General features: G+C 69.7%; 19 protein-coding genes, 2 tRNA genes and 1 pseudogene. 16 read left to right on the top strand and 6 right to left on the bottom strand.

The genetic code is table 11. The features are described 5' to 3' along the window. Positions 1 to 23: 23 nt before the first annotated feature. The 13 genes from hisD to SGCZBJ_RS18815 all read left to right on the top strand — a co-directional run bounded on the left by hisD (position 24) and on the right by SGCZBJ_RS18815 (position 8,137). On the top strand, positions 24 to 1,310 hold the full coding sequence (gene hisD / locus SGCZBJ_RS18755; RefSeq protein WP_101719479.1) for a histidinol dehydrogenase: 1,287 nt from the start codon (positions 24 to 26) through the stop codon (positions 1,308 to 1,310). Between the two features lie 20 nt (positions 1,311 to 1,330). After that, positions 1,331 to 1,804 carry a UPF0262 family protein gene (locus tag SGCZBJ_RS18760; RefSeq protein WP_101719480.1) on the top strand — a complete coding sequence of 158 codons (474 nt, stop codon included), beginning with the start codon at positions 1,331 to 1,333 and terminating at the stop codon, positions 1,802 to 1,804. Next, complete coding sequence (locus SGCZBJ_RS18765) at positions 1,804 to 2,265, top strand: arsenate-mycothiol transferase ArsC (RefSeq protein ID WP_101719481.1); 462 nt, start codon at positions 1,804 to 1,806, stop codon at positions 2,263 to 2,265. The genes SGCZBJ_RS18760 and SGCZBJ_RS18765 overlap by 1 nt, the downstream gene beginning before the upstream one ends. Before the next feature lie 98 nt (positions 2,266 to 2,363). Further along, positions 2,364 to 2,582, top strand: coding sequence for a translation initiation factor IF-1 (gene infA / locus SGCZBJ_RS18770; RefSeq protein ID WP_004617696.1), 219 nt, complete (start codon positions 2,364 to 2,366; stop codon positions 2,580 to 2,582). 13 nt (positions 2,583 to 2,595) lie between these two features. Beyond that, positions 2,596 to 3,195 (top strand): Maf family nucleotide pyrophosphatase, encoded by a 600-nt coding sequence (locus tag SGCZBJ_RS18775; RefSeq protein WP_101719482.1) that lies wholly within the window; start codon positions 2,596 to 2,598, stop codon positions 3,193 to 3,195. Next, positions 3,192 to 4,244 carry a ribonuclease E/G gene (locus SGCZBJ_RS18780; protein ID WP_101719483.1) on the top strand — a complete coding sequence of 351 codons (1,053 nt, stop codon included), beginning with the start codon at positions 3,192 to 3,194 and terminating at the stop codon, positions 4,242 to 4,244. The genes SGCZBJ_RS18775 and SGCZBJ_RS18780 overlap by 4 nt, the downstream gene beginning before the upstream one ends. After that, a complete protein-coding gene (gene yacG, locus SGCZBJ_RS18785; RefSeq protein ID WP_101719484.1) occupies positions 4,241 to 4,411 on the top strand; it encodes a DNA gyrase inhibitor YacG in 171 nt (56 codons plus the stop codon). The genes SGCZBJ_RS18780 and yacG overlap by 4 nt, the downstream gene beginning before the upstream one ends. Before the next feature lie 101 nt (positions 4,412 to 4,512). Beyond that, a tRNA-Phe gene (locus SGCZBJ_RS18790) sits at positions 4,513 to 4,588 on the top strand. A gap of 657 nt (positions 4,589 to 5,245) precedes the next feature. Next, positions 5,246 to 6,154 (top strand): MotA/TolQ/ExbB proton channel family protein, encoded by a 909-nt coding sequence (locus SGCZBJ_RS18795; RefSeq protein ID WP_058347886.1) that lies wholly within the window; start codon positions 5,246 to 5,248, stop codon positions 6,152 to 6,154. A gap of 5 nt (positions 6,155 to 6,159) precedes the next feature. Further along, positions 6,160 to 6,594 (top strand): biopolymer transporter ExbD, encoded by a 435-nt coding sequence (locus SGCZBJ_RS18800; RefSeq protein ID WP_058347885.1) that lies wholly within the window; start codon positions 6,160 to 6,162, stop codon positions 6,592 to 6,594. Positions 6,595 to 6,604: 10 nt separating this feature from the next. Continuing rightward, a complete protein-coding gene (locus SGCZBJ_RS18805) occupies positions 6,605 to 7,345 on the top strand; it encodes an energy transducer TonB (RefSeq protein ID WP_101719485.1) in 741 nt (246 codons plus the stop codon). Positions 7,346 to 7,535: 190 nt separating this feature from the next. Beyond that, positions 7,536 to 7,612, top strand: a tRNA-His gene (locus tag SGCZBJ_RS18810). Between the two features lie 285 nt (positions 7,613 to 7,897). Beyond that, positions 7,898 to 8,137 carry a hypothetical protein gene (locus tag SGCZBJ_RS18815; protein ID WP_133149294.1) on the top strand — a complete coding sequence of 80 codons (240 nt, stop codon included), beginning with the start codon at positions 7,898 to 7,900 and terminating at the stop codon, positions 8,135 to 8,137. Positions 8,138 to 8,252: 115 nt separating this feature from the next. Here SGCZBJ_RS18815 and SGCZBJ_RS18820 read toward each other — a convergent pair whose 3' ends face one another. From SGCZBJ_RS18820 to SGCZBJ_RS18830, 3 genes are read right to left on the bottom strand one after another with little or no spacing between them, the layout of a single operon-like run. Next, complete coding sequence (locus tag SGCZBJ_RS18820; RefSeq protein WP_101719487.1) at positions 8,253 to 9,626, bottom strand: efflux transporter outer membrane subunit; 1,374 nt, start codon at positions 9,624 to 9,626, stop codon at positions 8,253 to 8,255. Next, on the bottom strand, positions 9,626 to 10,774 hold the full coding sequence (locus SGCZBJ_RS18825) for an HlyD family secretion protein (RefSeq protein ID WP_101719488.1): 1,149 nt from the start codon (positions 10,772 to 10,774) through the stop codon (positions 9,626 to 9,628). The genes SGCZBJ_RS18820 and SGCZBJ_RS18825 overlap by 1 nt, the downstream gene beginning before the upstream one ends. Continuing rightward, positions 10,771 to 12,459 carry an MFS transporter gene (locus tag SGCZBJ_RS18830; protein ID WP_101719489.1) on the bottom strand — a complete coding sequence of 563 codons (1,689 nt, stop codon included), beginning with the start codon at positions 12,457 to 12,459 and terminating at the stop codon, positions 10,771 to 10,773. Before SGCZBJ_RS18830 ends, SGCZBJ_RS18825 begins: the two co-directional genes overlap by 4 nt. A 192-nt stretch (positions 12,460 to 12,651) precedes the next feature. On the opposite strand from SGCZBJ_RS18830, the gene SGCZBJ_RS18835 reads away from it, so the two are divergent. Next, positions 12,652 to 13,320 (top strand): TetR/AcrR family transcriptional regulator, encoded by a 669-nt coding sequence (locus SGCZBJ_RS18835; RefSeq protein WP_101719490.1) that lies wholly within the window; start codon positions 12,652 to 12,654, stop codon positions 13,318 to 13,320. A gap of 120 nt (positions 13,321 to 13,440) precedes the next feature. On the opposite strand, the gene SGCZBJ_RS18840 is transcribed toward SGCZBJ_RS18835, so the two are convergent. Then, on the bottom strand, positions 13,441 to 13,578 hold the full coding sequence (locus SGCZBJ_RS18840; RefSeq protein WP_101719592.1) for a hypothetical protein: 138 nt from the start codon (positions 13,576 to 13,578) through the stop codon (positions 13,441 to 13,443). Positions 13,579 to 13,720: 142 nt separating this feature from the next. Between SGCZBJ_RS18840 and SGCZBJ_RS18845 the strand changes: the two genes are divergently transcribed. Next, positions 13,721 to 14,599 (top strand): transglutaminase family protein, encoded by an 879-nt coding sequence (locus tag SGCZBJ_RS18845; RefSeq protein ID WP_101719491.1) that lies wholly within the window; start codon positions 13,721 to 13,723, stop codon positions 14,597 to 14,599. Positions 14,600 to 14,662: 63 nt separating this feature from the next. Next, positions 14,663 to 14,815: a hypothetical protein gene (locus SGCZBJ_RS25740; RefSeq protein WP_165799376.1), complete on the top strand. Its 153-nt coding sequence runs from the start codon at positions 14,663 to 14,665 to the stop codon at positions 14,813 to 14,815. 14 nt (positions 14,816 to 14,829) lie between these two features. On the opposite strand, the pseudogene SGCZBJ_RS26580 reads toward SGCZBJ_RS25740, so the two are convergent. Together SGCZBJ_RS26580 and SGCZBJ_RS18850 are read right to left on the bottom strand one after the other, a co-directional pair. Further along, positions 14,830 to 14,976: pseudogene (locus tag SGCZBJ_RS26580) on the bottom strand (hypothetical protein); the annotation flags it as partial. 22 nt (positions 14,977 to 14,998) lie between these two features. Further along, positions 14,999 to 15,511: a GNAT family N-acetyltransferase gene (locus SGCZBJ_RS18850; RefSeq protein WP_101719492.1), complete on the bottom strand. Its 513-nt coding sequence runs from the start codon at positions 15,509 to 15,511 to the stop codon at positions 14,999 to 15,001. Positions 15,512 to 15,570 lie beyond the last annotated feature (59 nt).

Here is a 15,570-nt window from a genome sequence, read left to right on the forward strand (position 1 = left end):
GTAAAAACGCGCATCTAGGCCCCATGCGCCGGTTCGACTTTTCCAGCCCCGACTTCGCCCAGGCCTTCAAGGCCTTCCTCGACGAGCGTCGCGGTTCGCCCGCCGACGTCGACGCCGCGGCCGCGGATGTGCTGGAGGCCGTGCGACACGGCGGTCTGGACGCCGTGCTCGACTACACCCGCCGGTTCGACAAGGTGGAGCTGACGCCGGAAACCGTGCGCGTCACCGCCGAGGAGATCGAGGCGGGCGCGGCCGAATGCTCGGCCGAAGTGCGCGAAGCCATCGCCTTCGCCGCCGCCCGCATCCGCGCCTATCACAGCCGCCAGCGTCCGGCCGACCAGGCCTGGACCGACGAGGCCGGCGTCGAGCTGGGTTGGCGCTGGACGCCGCTGGAGGCCGTGGGCGTCTATGTGCCCGGCGGCCGCGCGGCCTATCCCTCGACCGTGCTGATGAACGCCGTGCCCGCCCAGGTGGCCGGCGTCGACCGCATCGCCATGGTCACCCCGCCCGGCAAGCTTCAACCCGCCGTGCTGGCCGCCGCGAAAGAGGCGGGCGTCACCGAGATCTGGCGCATCGGCGGGGCCCAGGCCGTGGCCGCCCTGGCCTATGGCGCGGGTCCCATCCAGCCCGTCGACAAGATCGTCGGTCCCGGCAACGCCTATGTCACCGCCGCCAAGCGCCGCCTGTACGGCGTGGTCGGCATCGACGCCCTGGCCGGTCCGTCCGAGATCGTCGTCGTGGCCGACGCGCAGAACAATCCCGACTGGATCGCCGCCGATCTCCTGAGCCAGGCCGAGCACGACCCGGCCGCCCAGTCGATCCTGATCACCGACGACGAGGCCTTCGCCGCCGCCGTCGAGGCCGCCGTGGCCGAGCGCCTGAAGACCCTGTCGACGGGCGAGGACGCCGCCGCCTCGTGGCGCGACCACGGCGCGGTGATCATCGCCCCGCTGGACGAGAGCCCGGCCCTGGTCGACGCCATCGCCCCCGAGCACGTCGAGTTCGCCATGGAGAACCCCGAACGCCTGTCGGACCGGGTGCGCCACGCCGGCGCGATCTTCCTGGGCCGCCTGACGCCGGAAGCCATCGGCGACTACGTGGCCGGCTCCAACCACGTGCTGCCCACCAGCCGCGCGGCGCGCTTCCAGTCGGGCCTGTCGATCTACGACTTCATCAAGCGCACCTCGATCGTGAAGTGCGACGCGGCCTCGTTCGGGATCCTGGGTCCGCACACCGCGGCGCTGGCGCAGGCCGAGGGGCTGCCGGCCCACGCCCTGTCGGCGTCGATCAGGTTGCCTTCGAAGAGCTGACGGGCAAATCTCGCCGTACGATGTCAGACACGCCCAAGCACTTCCTGAAGACGATCGCCATCGACGAGGATTCGCTGGCGGCGGCCTCGCGCGACCAGGAGCAGGAGCGCCAGGTCGCGATCTTCGACCTGCTGGACGAGAACTATTTCGAGCCGGCGGAGGCGCAGGGCGGGCCCTATGACCTGAAGCTGTCGCTGATCGAGAATCGCCTGGCGCTCGACATCGCCGGCGGCGGCTACGAGAAGCGGCACCTGCTGTCGCTGTCGCCGTTCCGCGGGGTGATCCGCGACTACTTCATGATCTGCGACAGCTACTACCAGGCGATCCGCAACTCGACGCCCCAGCAGATCGAGGCCTTGGACATGGGCCGGCGCGGCCTGCACAACGAAGGCTCGGCCCTGCTGCGCGAGCGGCTGGACGGCAAGGTGAAGACCGATCTCGACACGGCCCGGCGCCTTTTCACCCTGATCTGCGCGCTGCACTGGCGGGGCTGATCGTGGTCGATCTGCCCGATGCGGTGCTGTTCACCTGCAACTACAACCGCGTGCGCTCGCCGATGGCGGAGGCGCTGTTCAAGCGGTTCTACGGCACCCGGGCCTATGTCGACTCGTGCGGCCTGAAGCCGGATCCGGCCGGGGAGGGGATCGACCCCTTCGTGGTGGCGGTGATGGACGAGATGGGCGTCGACGTGGCCGCCCACCAGCCCAAGACCTTCGACGAGCTGGAGGACGACAGTTTCGACGTCGTCGTGTCGCTGACGCCCGAGGCCCAGCACCGCGCCGTGGAGCTGTCGCGCGACCGGGCCGTCGAGATCGAGTACTGGCCGACCCATGATCCGACCCTGGTGAACGACGGCTCGCGCGACGCCATGCTGGCCGCCTATCGCGAGGTTCGCGACACGCTTTCGGCCGCGATTCGCGCGCGTTTCGGGACACCATCGACGTTCGGGGGGTGAATGCGCTATAAGCCCCGCCTCGCAGCCGCGGCTCGCGTCACGACTCGTTTCCGGGTCGCGCGGGCCGCGTTGCTATTGAACCCCTGTTGAGAGGCCTGATGGCTAAGGAAGAACTGCTCGAGTTTCCCGGTACGGTCAGCGAACTGCTGCCCAACGCCACCTTCCGCGTGAAGCTCGAGAACGATCACGAGATCATCGCCCACACCGCCGGCAAGATGCGCAAGAACCGCATCCGCGTGCTGGCCGGCGACAAGGTGCTCGTTGAAATGACGCCCTACGACCTGACCAAGGGCCGTATCACCTACCGCTTCAAGTAAGCCGGGCGCGCACATGACGGTCGCCCAGCCTTCGCTGGTCCTGGCCAGTGCGAGCCCCCGGCGCTTGGACCTGTTGGCCCAGGTCGGCGTAACGCCCGACCGGGTCGATCCCGCCGACATCGACGAGTCGCCGCTGCGCGACGAGGCTCCTCGCCGCCATGCCCTGCGCCTGGCGCAGGAGAAGGCGCGCGCCGTCGCCGCCCGCTCGCCGGGCGATTTCGTGCTGGCCGCCGACACCGTGGTGGCCGTCGGTCGCCGCATCCTGCCCAAGGCCGAGACGGAAGCCGACGTTCGCCATTGCCTGAAGCTGCTGACCGGCCGCGCCCACAAGGTGCTGACCGGCGTCGCGCTGGTCGGGCCGGACGGAACGATCAGCTCGCGCGTCGTCGAGACCCGGGTGGTGTTCAAGCGCCTGTCCGACGCCGAATTCGAATCCTACGTCGCCAGCGGGCAGTGGCGCGGCAAGGCCGGCGGCTACGGCGTGCAGGGCGCGGCCGGCGGCTTCATCGTCGACCTGCAAGGCTCCTATCCCAGCGTGGTCGGCCTGCCGCTGTACGAGACGCTGTGCATGCTGGAAGGCAAGGGCTGGACCCGCCGCGAGGCCGCCGCATGAGCGAGCGTCGCGCTTACCTCTACAAGGGCGTCGGCGAGACCGTCGGCGTCGTCACACTGGACGGCCGCCCCGAGCGCCTGATCGTGCAGTGGCCGGGCGACGACGTCCTGGACGCCGAGGGCGTGCGCGGCGTGGCCCGGGTGAAATCCGTCGAGCGCGCCTTCGGGGCGGCCTTCGTGGCCCTGCCGGGCGGCGCCGACGTGCTTTTGCCGATCAAGCCCGACATGCCCAAGCTGGTGCAGGGCGGCCTGGTCGAGATCGAGATCCGCACCGCCTCGCGCGCCGACAAGGCCGCCGTGGCCCGCTTCGTCGGGGAAGGCCCCGTGGGGGAGGGAGCCGAGCCGCGCGTGCTGGCCGCCGCCCCGACGCTCGAAGAGCAGCTGCGGCACTATGTGAAGGCCGGCTCGCCGACCACGGGCGAGCGCGCCCTGGAGGCGGTCGAGGCCGCCGAGGCCGATATTCTCGAAACCGTCTTTTCCCTGCCGGGCGGCGGCGACGTCGCCATCGAGACGACCCGCGCCCTGACCTCGGTCGACGTCGACCTGGGCGGCCGGGAAGGCGACGCCAAGCGCGCCGCCCGCCAGGCCAACATGGCCGCGATCGCGGTTTCGGCCCGGGTGCTGCGCTTGAAGGGCCTGGGAGGCCTGGTGGTGTTCGACCTGGTGGGGCGCGGCCACGACGGCCAGGCCCTGACCGTGGCGGCCCGCAACGCCTTCGCGCCCGACAATCCGGGCGTGGCCATCGGGGCGATCAGCAAGTTCGGGGCGCTGGAGATGGCCCTGCCGCGCCGCGCCCGGCCGGTCATGGAACGCCTGGTGGACGCTCGCGGCGGCTGGACCGCGCCCTACGCCGCCCGTCGCCTGGCCCGCGCCCTGGAGCGGGAAGGGCGCGCCGATCCCGGCGGCCGACTGGCCGCCCGCTGCGCCCCGGCCGTGCTGGAGGCCTTCGCCGAGCTCGACGCGGGTCTTGCCGAGCGCCTGGGTCGCCGTTTCACCGTTTCGGCCGAGCCCGGCTGGAGCAACGACCGTATCGAGGTGTCCGCGGCATGAGCAGCGCCTGTCCCATCTGCGGAAAGCCCGCCCAAGCCGAGGCGCGTCCGTTCTGCTCCAAGCGCTGCGCGGACGTCGACCTGCAGCGCTGGCTGTCGGATCGCTACGTCGTGCCGGGCGGCCAGGACGACGAGGAAAACCCTCCATCCACAGACTTCGACAATTAGTCGAAAAGGGCGCTGGACAAGCCCGGCGGGCTCTCCTATAGACCCCCTCCTCGCCGCCGGGCGAGGCCAGAAGCGGCCTTCACCGCTTCGAAGGCCCAAGGGCCTGGGTAGCTCAGTTGGTAGAGCAGCGGATTGAAAATCCGCGTGTCGCTGGTTCGATTCCGGCCCCAGGCACCACCTTCCTTTCAAGCTGTTCCAAGTCGACGCCTAGGCGAGCTGTCGTTTCGTCTCGCCTTCCTGCGACCGGGCAGGGCGGGCTCAGCGCCTTCCGGCCAAGCTTTCGGCTAGGTCGGCAGGGCGACGGATTCTTGTCCTGCGAGGACATTTGCGTGCGGTCGCAGAGATTCTGAGGCGCCTCGTTTGGAGGACATCTGACCACCCCGCGCGCACTTGCCGGAAGATCGCTGTTTTGTCGCTATGCTGCGGTGCGGCGCCAATATTCCCTTTGATAGGGAAAAACCGCTCCGAAATCCTGATTTGCCATTTGTGCAATGCAGCAAAGGGCGTTCATCGGGGGTGACTGTCGTAAATTTATGCCCAAGCGGCCCCCTTGACGGTGCGAAAAGGGGTTGCCAAAGGACCCATGCCGCAATTCTAACATTGCGGTAAGGCCTGGGCTTCGAGAGGAGCTCCGGTCACTCGCGCTTCGAAACGATCCTTCACGGCGGGCATGAGCCTTCCGCGGCGGGCGTAACGGGTCGAGCGCAGCGAAGCGGGTTCGCCCACCTTCCGAGAGATCGGATGGGAAAGCGGGCTTTTCAAGTTAGGGTGGAGACGCTCTCGCGCGACGACCCTCGGTCCAAACGTGCTAGACCAATCAGGAACTGGCGACAGATGCTCGACATTAAACGGAAGACCCCCCTCATCGCTCTCGTCGGCGCCATGGCGCTGATGGCGAGCGCCCCGGCCTTCGCTCAGGACGCCGCCGCTCCCGCGCCGGCCACCACCGAAGCCGCCGCTCCGGCCGCCACCCCGGCTGCTGAAACCCCGGCCCCGGCCGCTGACGCCGCTCCCGCCGAGGACGCCGGTGAAGCCGCCACCGAAAAGATGAAGTCGCACTCGCTGACCCCGGTCGGCATGTTCCTGGCCGCCGGCATCGTCGTTAAGGTCGTCATGATCGGCCTGATCCTGGCCTCGATCTTCTCGTGGGTTCTGCTCATCACGAAGCTCCTCGAGTTCGCCAGCCTGAACAAGCAGACCGACCAGTTCCTGGAAGCCTTCCGCGGCGCCCGTTCGATCTCGGACATCGCCCGCATCGGCTCGTCGGAAGAATTCGAAGGCAACCCGCTGGCCGACATGGCCGCCGCGGCCGCCCAAGAAGTCGAACTGTCGCGTCAAGCTGGCCTGCAAGTCGGCGGCGAGCACCGCGACTCGACCCTGGCCCGCGCCACCTACGCCATCAACGCCGTGCAAGCCTCGCTCGCCAAGCGTCTGTCGGGCGGCATGGTGTTCCTCGCCTCGGTCGGTTCGGGTGGTCCGTTCATCGGTCTGTTCGGCACCGTCTACGGCATCATGACCTCGTTCATCAGCATCGCGAACACCAACACGACCAACCTCGCCGTCGTGGCCCCGGGTATCGCTGAAGCCCTGCTCGCCACCGGTATCGGTCTGTTCGCCGCTATCCCGGCCGTTATCTTCTACAACTACTTCCAAACCCGCATCTCGGCTTTCGGCACCCGCTCGGAAGGCTTCGTTGCTGAACTGATGAACGCTATCTCGCGTCAGCTCGACAAGGGGGCGTAAGACCGATGGCCGCCAAACTTTCGGGCGGCGGCGGCGACAGGTTCAACGTCGAACAGAACAGCGAGATCAACGTCACGCCCTTCGTGGACGTCATGCTGGTCCTCCTGATCATCTTCATGGTGGCGGCTCCGCTGGCCTCCGTGTCGATCGAAGTGAACCTGCCGCCGGCGGTAGCGAAAGCATCGCCTAACCCGCCGAAACCGGTCTACATCTCCATCAAGTCAAACGGTCAGCTGTACATCGGCGACGATCGCACTTCGATTGACACGATGGGTGAGGACCTGACGAAGAACATCGGCAGACGCGACCCTTCGAAGGAGCGCATCTTCATCCGTGCTGACGAAAAGACGCGCTACGGCTCGTTCATGGAGGTGATGAACACCCTCCAGGACAACGGGTTCTACAGCGTGGCTCTCGTGGGCCGTGATGAGAACAGCTGAGGGGTGATGCATGGCTGAACAACAAACGCCCGAGCATCGCCACTACGATCCGCTGACTTCGGAAGGCCCGCGCCGGAAGAAGGGCATCGGCACCTTCGGCGTCGCGACGATCATCGTGATCGGCCTGCACGCGGCTCTCTTCGCCTACCTGGCGAAGCAGAAGTTCGAAGCAGTGCTGAAGGAGTATAGCGACGAAGCTGTGGACGTGGAGCTGCCTCCGCCTCCGCCGCCTCCGCCGCCGCCTCCTCCGCCGCCGCCGCCGCCGCCGACCAACGCTCCGCCCCCGCCTCCCGCGGTGGTGCAGCCGAGGCCGCCGATCGCGCCGCCGCCGGACGTGACGCCGCCGCCGCCGCTCCCGATCCCGCCCGTCAAGGAGCGGGTCGAGCAGACGGCGCCGCCGATCATCTCGTCGGCTCCGCCGGCGCCGGTGACGGCTCCGCCGGCCCGCGCTTCGGTCGTGACGCGTCCCGACTGGGCGCGCAAGCCGAACGCGGACGACATGGCCCGGTACTATCCGGACCGTGCGCAGCGGATGGAAGTCGGTGGTCGTGCGACGATCCGTTGCACGGTGAACGCCAAGGGTTCGCTCGAGAACTGCTCGGTCGTGTCGGAATCTCCGGCCGACTACGGTTTCGGCGACGCGGCCCTGAAGCTGTCGCGCCTCTTCCGCATGAAGCCGAAGACCCTCGACGGGGCTCCGGTGGACGGCGGCGAGATCACGGTGCCGATCACCTTCCAGGTCCCGCAATAGCGACCGACCTGGGACGATCCCAAGAAGACGCCTCGGAACTCCGGTTCCGGGGCGTTTTTCTTTGCCCGCAACGGCGGGCGAAGGCGCGGCGGCATCAAGGCCTGTTCGAGGCGTGAAAATTTCCCCGCGTGACGCCTTTTCGCCGCTTGATCCCGGGGGCGGGTCCGACTAAGAACACGCCTCTCGCGGAGCCGCCTTAGCTCAGTTGGTTAGAGCGCTAGATTGTGGATCTAGAGGTCCTCGGTTCGAGCCCGAGAGGTGGTACCACGAGACGATGAACAGGCCCGGCGGCGACGCCGGGCTTTTTCTTTTTCGTCGTTCAAGCCGTCACGTCTCGAGGCCGCGCCATTGCGTCGCGGCGGCGGACCGCCGCATGGCGAGGCCTGGCGGTCCGTGGGATTTTCCGGGCGCGGACGAGGTTTCGTGGGACGGATCGTCGCGCACTTGCACGGACCATAGCCAAGTCGCGTGCAACGTGCGTACGGTGACGTTCACGACACCGCCGCTTGAGCGGGCCCGCGTGCGTCGCGGAGCGAGATCGGGGAGGAAGCAATGGCGGACGGCGCTATGGGAATCGTTCCGACGGAAGAGCAATTGGCCGCCGCCGCGCTGGACGTGGCCGGGCTGCTGGGATTCGCCGACCTGCTGCCGGCCTACGCCGCGGCGCAAGGCGGCGAGAAGCTCGACGTGCTGAACGCCATCGTGCGCGTGATCGCCGCCGATGTGCTGGGGGTCGAGCCCGGCGGCGACCGTATCGCGCCCGAGTCGGTGCTGTTCCTGGGCCAGGACTAGCGGCGCTCGAGAGGCGGCGGCGTTATCGCAGGCCGACGCTCTCCTTCCACATATCCATCATTCGCGGCCGTGCGGCCGGCCTTGCTGGCGCTGCCTGAAATGGTGCGCCGTGCTTCTAAGGCTCGGTCCAGCCGCCGCCGAGGGCCTGGTAGAGCGCCACGGCGTTGAGCAGGCGGGCCTCGCGCACCTGCGACAGGGCAAGCTCGGTGGCCAGGAGGCCGCGCTGGGCGTCCAACTCCTCCAGATAGGCGACGTAGCCGGCCTGGTAACGCTTGTGGGCGTGGCCCAGCGTGCGCGCGGCGGCGTCGCGTTGCAGGCGGGCGTGGTCCTCCTGCTCGGCCAGGCGGCCCTGGCCCTCGAGCGCGCTCTCGACCTCGTTGAAGGCCGTCAGGGCCGCCTTGCGATAGGCGAAGGCGGCCTGGTCGCGACGCGCGGCCGCGGCGTCCGAGGCGCCGCGCAGGCGGCCGCCGTCGAAGATCGGGGCCAGCACGCTGCCGCCCAGGCTCCAGGTGGTCAGCGGATCGACGTGCAGCACCTTCAGCCCGCCGGCGGCGGCCGACAATCTCACCTGCGGCAGGAAGGCGGCGCGGGCGGCCGCCAGGCTGGCGTCGGCGCCTGCGAGCGTCGCTTCGGCCTGGGCGATGTCGGGGCGGCGCTCCAGCAGGGCCGAGGGCAGGGGCGCGGCCGGCTGTGGCACGGTCAAGGCGTCGAGACCGCCCCGGGCGATCGGCCCCGCGCCGTCCTCGCCGGCCAGCAGGGCCAGGCCAGCCTCCTGGCGACGGACGGCCAGTTCCAGGGCCGGCACGCGCTGGGCGGCGGCCTCCAGCTCGCCCTCGGCCTGACGCAGTTCGAGATTGGAAGTCACGCCCTGCTGGGCGCGGCGGCGGGCGCGGGCGGCGGCCTCCTGGCGCGAGACAAGGGTGGCGCGGGCCGTGGCCAACTGGGCGTCCAGCGAGGTCACCGAGACATAGGCGCGGGCCACAGCAGCGGAGACCGACAGACGGGCGGCGTCGCGGCCATAGCGGCTGGATTGCAGGCTGGCGCGGGTGGCGGCGTCGCCGGCCCGCAGCCGGCCCCACAGGTCGATCTCGTAGGCGGCCTGAAGCTGGCCCTGGGCGGCCAGCGGTTCGGCCGGCGTGCCGAAGGCCGAAAGCTCGCGCTGCTTCTGCACCCCGCCCGCGGCGTTCAACGTCGGAAGCAAGGCGGCGCGCGACTGAGCGGCCAGGCCCTCGGCCTCGCGCACCCGGGCCTCGGCGATCCCGAGGTCGGCGTTGCGGACGAGGGCGACGGCGATGAGTTCGGAGAGGCGAGGGTCGCCGAAGGCCTTCCACCAGTCGGCGGCGACGGCGTCCTGGCCGGCCGGCGACTCGGCGCGCCAGCCGGCGGGAGGGCTGACGGCGGCCTCGCTGGGCGGGGCGGTCTTGGGGCCGGGCGTGGCGCAGGCGGCGAGCAGCAGCGTCGTGGCCAGCAGAGGGAAGGCGCGGCGCATCAGCGGCGCTCCTTCTCGCGCGGCGCCTGGGCCAGGTCGACCTGGGCTTCGACCGACATGCCGGGCCGCAGGCGGGCCAGATCGGCCTGGCCGGCGTCGAGCACGATGCGCACGGGCAGGCGCTGGGCGATCTTGGTGAAGTTGCCGGTGGCGTTCTGGGCCGGGAGGATGCTGAACTCCGAGCCGGTGGCCGGCGAGATCTGCTCGATGCGGCCGTGGAAGCGCCGGTCGGCCAGGGCGTCGACCGTGACGCTGGCGGGCTGGCCAGGGCGCATTCGGCCGGCCTGGCGCTCCTTGAAGTTGGCGATGATCCAGCGCTGCGGCGGCACGAGGGAGACAAGCTGGGTCCCGGCGGTGACGAACTGGCCCTGGCGCACGCCGATCTGGCCCAACTGCCCGTCCGTGGGGGCCAGGACGAGGGTGTTGTCCATGTCGATCTGCGCCAGCCGCAGGGCGGCGCGGGCGGCGGCGACGGCGGCCTCCAGCCCCTGGCGCGAGACTCCGACCGAGCGGACGTCCTGGCGGGCGATGTCGCGGCCGGCCTGGGCGGCCACGACCTGGGCCTCGGCGGCGCGCAGGGCTGCGCGGGCCTGGTCGCGTTCGCGCAAGGAGACCGAACCGTCCGTGGCCAGGTCGGCGACGCGGGCCATGTCGGCGCGGGCGCGCTCTAGCTGGGCCTGGGCCGAGCCGATGTCGGCGTGGCGGGCGGCCAGGGCGGCCTCGCGCGAGGCCTGGGCCTGGGTCGAGTTGGCCAGATCCGCCTCGCGGGCGGCCAGGGTGGCGCGGGCCTGGTCGAGCCGCTGGCCGTAGATGCGGCGGTCGATCTCGACCAGGGGCTGGCCGGCGCGCACGGTCTGGAAATCCTGCACCAGCACCTTGGTGACATAGCCGCTGAGCTGGGGCGCGATGACGGTCACCTGGCCGCGCACATAGGCGTTGTCGGTGCGCTGCACCGAGCCGGCGAAGGGCGGCAGCTTCCACAGGAACAGGATCAGCAGCACGACGGCCAGCGTGACGGCCGCCGTCAGCACGATGGCCCGCAGGCCCGGCGGCTTGGGCCTGGCGGGAGGCGGGGCGGCCGCGGCGGCGCGGTCCTCTGGCTGAGGCGAAGGCGCGGTGGGCGGCGGCGGGGCGGCGGCGTCGGTCATGCGGGTTCCGAGGCGGGCTTGGGTGGTGTCTGGGGCGGTGTCGGAGTGGCGGCGCCCTGGCGCTTCATGCGCACGGCCAGCAGCACGAACAGCAGGGCGGCGTAGAAGAACTGGGCGACGGCGATGATCCCGATCACCCGGAAGACGTCGTTGAAGGCCAGGATGTTGGCCTGCTGGACCAGTTGCTGGGTCAGCAAGGCCACGCCGTCGGCGGCGCGGAAGGCCGGATCGCCTTGGGTGGCGGCATAGGCCCCGCCATAGGCCTGCAAGGTCGCAGCGACGGCCGGGTCGGAGCCGGTCAGGTGCTCGGCCAGATAGACGGCGTGATGCTGGGCCCGCACGGTCTGCAGCGTGCCCAGCAGCGAGGCGCCGAACAGGCCGCCCAGGTTCTGGGCGACGCCGAACATCACCGAGAAGGTGATGATCGAGCCCAGGCCCCGGGTCAGCAGTTGGCCGATGCCGAACATGAAGGCCGGCCCCAGGAACATGGCGGCGGCGAAGGCCAGCAGGGCCTGGCTGAGATAGAGGTTGGCCGGCGCGGTCAGCACCGTGGCGCGGGCGTCGAGGAAGGCGCCGAGCGCGATCAGCAGGATCGAGCCTAGGAACTGCGGGGCCAGGGTCTTCTGGTTGAGGGTCGTGGCGCTGACCACGACGCCGGCTATGGTGGCCAGCAGGACCATGCCGTAGAGCAGCCGCTGCTGCTCGGCGGCCAGTCCCAGGGCGTTCATCAGGCCGGCTGCGCCGACGCTCTGCTCGGACAGGATCAGCCGCACCAGGGCGATGTTCAGGCAAAAGCGCAGGAAGGCGCCGGTGGCCACCCAGCGGGTGTCGATCAGCGGGTGGATGCGGCCGTGCTCGACCAGCGAGGCGACGGCGATCATCACCACGGCGGCGGCCAGACACCAGCCGAGCCACGGCGCCTCGAACCACCAGACGATGCGGCCAAGGCCAAGCACCGCGACGATCAGGCCAAGGCCGCCGCCCAGCAGGGCGAAGGTCAGGACGTCGGTCTTTTCGAAGACGTGGATGCGCACCCCGTGCGGCAGGCGAAACAGCAGCACGGCGGCCAGGCAGGCGGCGGCCAGGCACGCTTCCAGGGCGTAGAGGCCGTGCCAGTAGGCGGCGTCGAGCAGGTCGGTGGAGATCACCCGGGCCAGCGGCGCGCCCAGCTGCGAGACGCCGACCCCCAGCACCAGCGCTCCCATCCGGAACGAGGCGGGGAAGGCTTGCAGCATGTAGAACATGGCCAGGGCGCTGAGCGCGGCGGCGCCGACGCCGCTGATCGCCCGCAGGGCCAGGGCCATCGGATAGTTGTCCAGGAACAGGTGGGCGAAGGCGGCCACCGTGTAGAGGCTGAGGAACACCAGGGTGAACCGGCGGATGCCGAACTGCTGGCGGTACTTCACCAGCAGGAGGTTCATCGAGATGTTGGTCATGATGTAGATCGTGGTCAGCCAGGCCCCTTGCGTGGGGGTCAGGCCCAGCGAGCCCTGGATGGCCGGCAGGTTGACCGAGATCAGCGCCGTGCCCAGCGAGCCGGTGACGCCGATCAGCAGGCTGATCAGGCCGTGGACGATGCGGAAGGGCAGGGGAAAGTCCGGCGTCGAAGGCGAGCCGGGCATCATCGGCCGCTCGTGCGGCAGCCAATCCGGGGTCTGGCCGATCGTCTCGCCGTGCCGGGGCATCGCGCCTCTTGGTGCTGACGACGTCACTGTGGGATGCGCCGCGTCGTCGGTCAAATGTCGTCGATGACGCAGGCTTGGGAGCGTGGCCGGGCTGCGTCTTGAACGAAATTCCTCAGACCTCGGCGCATCTTGACGCTTGCGCCAAATTCGAACGCTTGTAAGGGTTCCCTAGGGGTAAAGGGGATTGAAGTCTTGAGTTCGACCACCGAGATCGCCGCCGGCCAGGACGCCGAGGCGCAGGAAACCGAAGCCGTCACCAAGAACCTGGTGTTCACGGCGGCCGAGCGGCTGTTCGCCCTGCACGGCTTCCAGAACGTGTCGGTGCGCGACATCACCGCCGCGGCGGGCGTGAACCTGGCGTCGGTGAACTATCACTTCGGCTCCAAGGACGCCCTGCTGTTCGAGATCTTCAAGCGGCGCACGGCCGAGCTCAATCGCGAGCGGGCCCGCATGCTGCACGAGGCCAACGACAGGAACGAGGGCGCCCCGCCGGTGCGCGAGATCCTGGCTGCCCTGCTGACCCCGCCGCTGCGCTGGCTGGCCCCCGACCACGAACGCCGCATCTCGCTGCAGTTCCTGATCCGCGCCCGCAGCGAGGGCACCGACGAGATCCGCAGTGTGCTCAAGACCGACGTCTCGCACCTGCGCCGCTTCTCCGACGCCCTCTTGAAGGCCCGCCCGGACCTGTCGCCGGAGGACGTCTACTGGCGGCTGCACTTCACCCTGGGCATGCTGCACAACAACCGCTTCGCCGAGTTCGACCGCCTGAACGTGCTGTCGGAAGGCCAGACCAGCGAGGCCGACGTGGTGTCGCTGCTGGAGCGGATGCTGGCCTTCGCCGAGGCCGGCTTCGCGGCTTGAGGCTAAACCCCTCTCTCATGGAGAGAGGGAGGGGCCCGCGCCGCAGGCGTGGGAGGGTGAGAGGGTACGCTCTCACCGATGAAGCGCCCCCACTTCGTCATCCCGGAAAGCCCGAAGGTCTTATCCGGGACCCAGGGGGGCTGGGCTCGGCAGCCAGTTTGGGCGCCCCGGCGGATATCGACGCAGTGCGGCGGCCCCTGGGTCCCGGCTCTCCGCTTCGCTGCGGCCGGGATGACGGCTTAAGGCGAGAATTGGGATTCACGGCCAAGGGTGAAACCTCTCACCCTCCCACCGCTTCGCGGCGGGCCCCTCCCTCTCTCAAAGAGAGAGGGTTTGGCGCGTTTGCACGAATCACCGGCATGTGAGGAACGATCGCCGGGCCTGGGGGTTAAGGTGCCCCATGGCTCGGCTCGGCATCACTCATGAGACCCGCTACGCTTACGAGCGCCCGGTGGCGTTCGGGCCGCACCGGCTGCTGATCCGGCCGCGCGACAGCCACGCCATCCGCATCGTCGAGGCCAGGCTGGCCACCTCGCTGCCCGGCCAGACGCGCTGGAGCTATGACGCCAGCGGCAACTGCGTCTGCACCTTCCTGCCTGAGGGGCGGGCCGATTTCCTGACCATCACCAGCAGCCTGGTCATCGACCGCTTCCCCGCGCCGCTGAGCGACCAGGCGATCGACGACCCGCACACGGTTTCGCCGATCGTCTACGGACGCGAGGACCGGGCGGTGCTGGACCCGTTCATCCGTCCGGCCACCGAGGACGCCGACCGGGTGATGCTGCGCTGGCTGCGCGAGCAGATGGAGCGGCCCGACGAGCCGGCGCTCGATTTCCTGCTGCGCCTGAACGCCACGATCCACGACCAGTTTGAGTATCAGGCGCGGTCGGCCGAGGGCACGCAGAGCCCGGCCCTGACCGTGGCGCGCAGGGCGGGCACCTGCCGCGACTTCGCCTGGCTGATGGTCGAGGCGCTGAGGCGGCTGGGCTACGCGGCGATGTTCGCCACAGGCTATATCTACAGCCCCTCGCACGGCGGGATCCGGGGCGCGGGCGCGACCCATGCATGGTGCGAGGTGTTCCTGCCCGACCTGGGCTGGACCGAGTTCGACCCGACCAACGGCCTGGCCGAATCCGAGGACCTGATCCGGGTTGCCGCCACCCGCACGCCCGCCGAGGCCCTGCCGGTCTCCGGCACGGTGATCGGCGATCCGGGCCTTTCCGAGCTCAGCGTGGCCGTCGACGTGCAGCAGCTTGACGCGCTGTGCGAGGCGGCTTGAGCCTTATCAAATGAAAAGCGCCGCCAAGGCGCGTAGAGTGATGTTCAGACGGGAGGCGCCGCCATGATGACCAAGCCGTTCCAGCACCAGAAACCCACGACGGACTTCGCGTTCTCGAAGTCGGAGCCCAAGGCCCAGCACGGCCAGAAGCCCGCCAAGGAATGCGTCGAGCTGAAGGACGAGAAGCGCTCGTTCGAGCCGCGTCCGGGGCACTAGGCCGCCCCAAATCGTCATCCCGCGGAGGCGCGCTTACGCGCCGTAGACCCCGGACCCAGGGGCCGATGCACGGCAGCGGCTCCCGCCGACCGCGCCTGATCCCCCCACCGCGCCCCGTCTCCTGGATCCCGGCTCTCCGCTGCGCTGCGGCCGGGATGACAGGGTAGGGAGAGCGGGCGAGGCTCACCCCCGCCGCAGGATGAACTCCAGGTCCTGGACCTCGCCCACCGGGAAGAAATACTCGCCCGCCTTTTCGAAACCCATGCGGCCGTAGAGGCGCTGGGCGCCGAAGTTCTCCGACCAGACGCCGATCCACAGCGGGCGCGGGCCGTCCTTTTCCAGCCAGTCGAGCACGGCGTTCAGCAGCAGCGAGCCGCGGCCGCCGCCCTGGTGGTCCTTCAGCACGTAGATTCGCTTGAGCTCGCCATGACCCGGCTCGACGTCGGGGTGGGGCAGGTCGCAGGGACCGGCCAGGGCGTAACCGATCGCCTGGCCGTCGTGCTCGAGGATCCAGCTGGCCTTTTCCGGATCGGCCAGGTCGCGGCAGGTGCGCTCCAGGCCGTAGGCATAGGCCAGGAAGGTCTCCAGGTCCTTGGGCGGATAGAGGTGCGCGAAGGTCTCGGCGAAGGTGCGCGCCCCGAGGGCGGACAAGGTTTCGGCGTCCGCGAGGACGGCGCGGCGCAGGGTCGTGCTCATGGGCAGGTGATGCCTCGAAAAAGGCGGTGCGGACAAGCCATGTGACGCGTTCTTGAAAT

The organism is Caulobacter zeae (genome assembly GCF_002858925.1).
In the GTDB taxonomy this organism is placed as follows: domain Bacteria; phylum Pseudomonadota; class Alphaproteobacteria; order Caulobacterales; family Caulobacteraceae; genus Caulobacter; species Caulobacter zeae.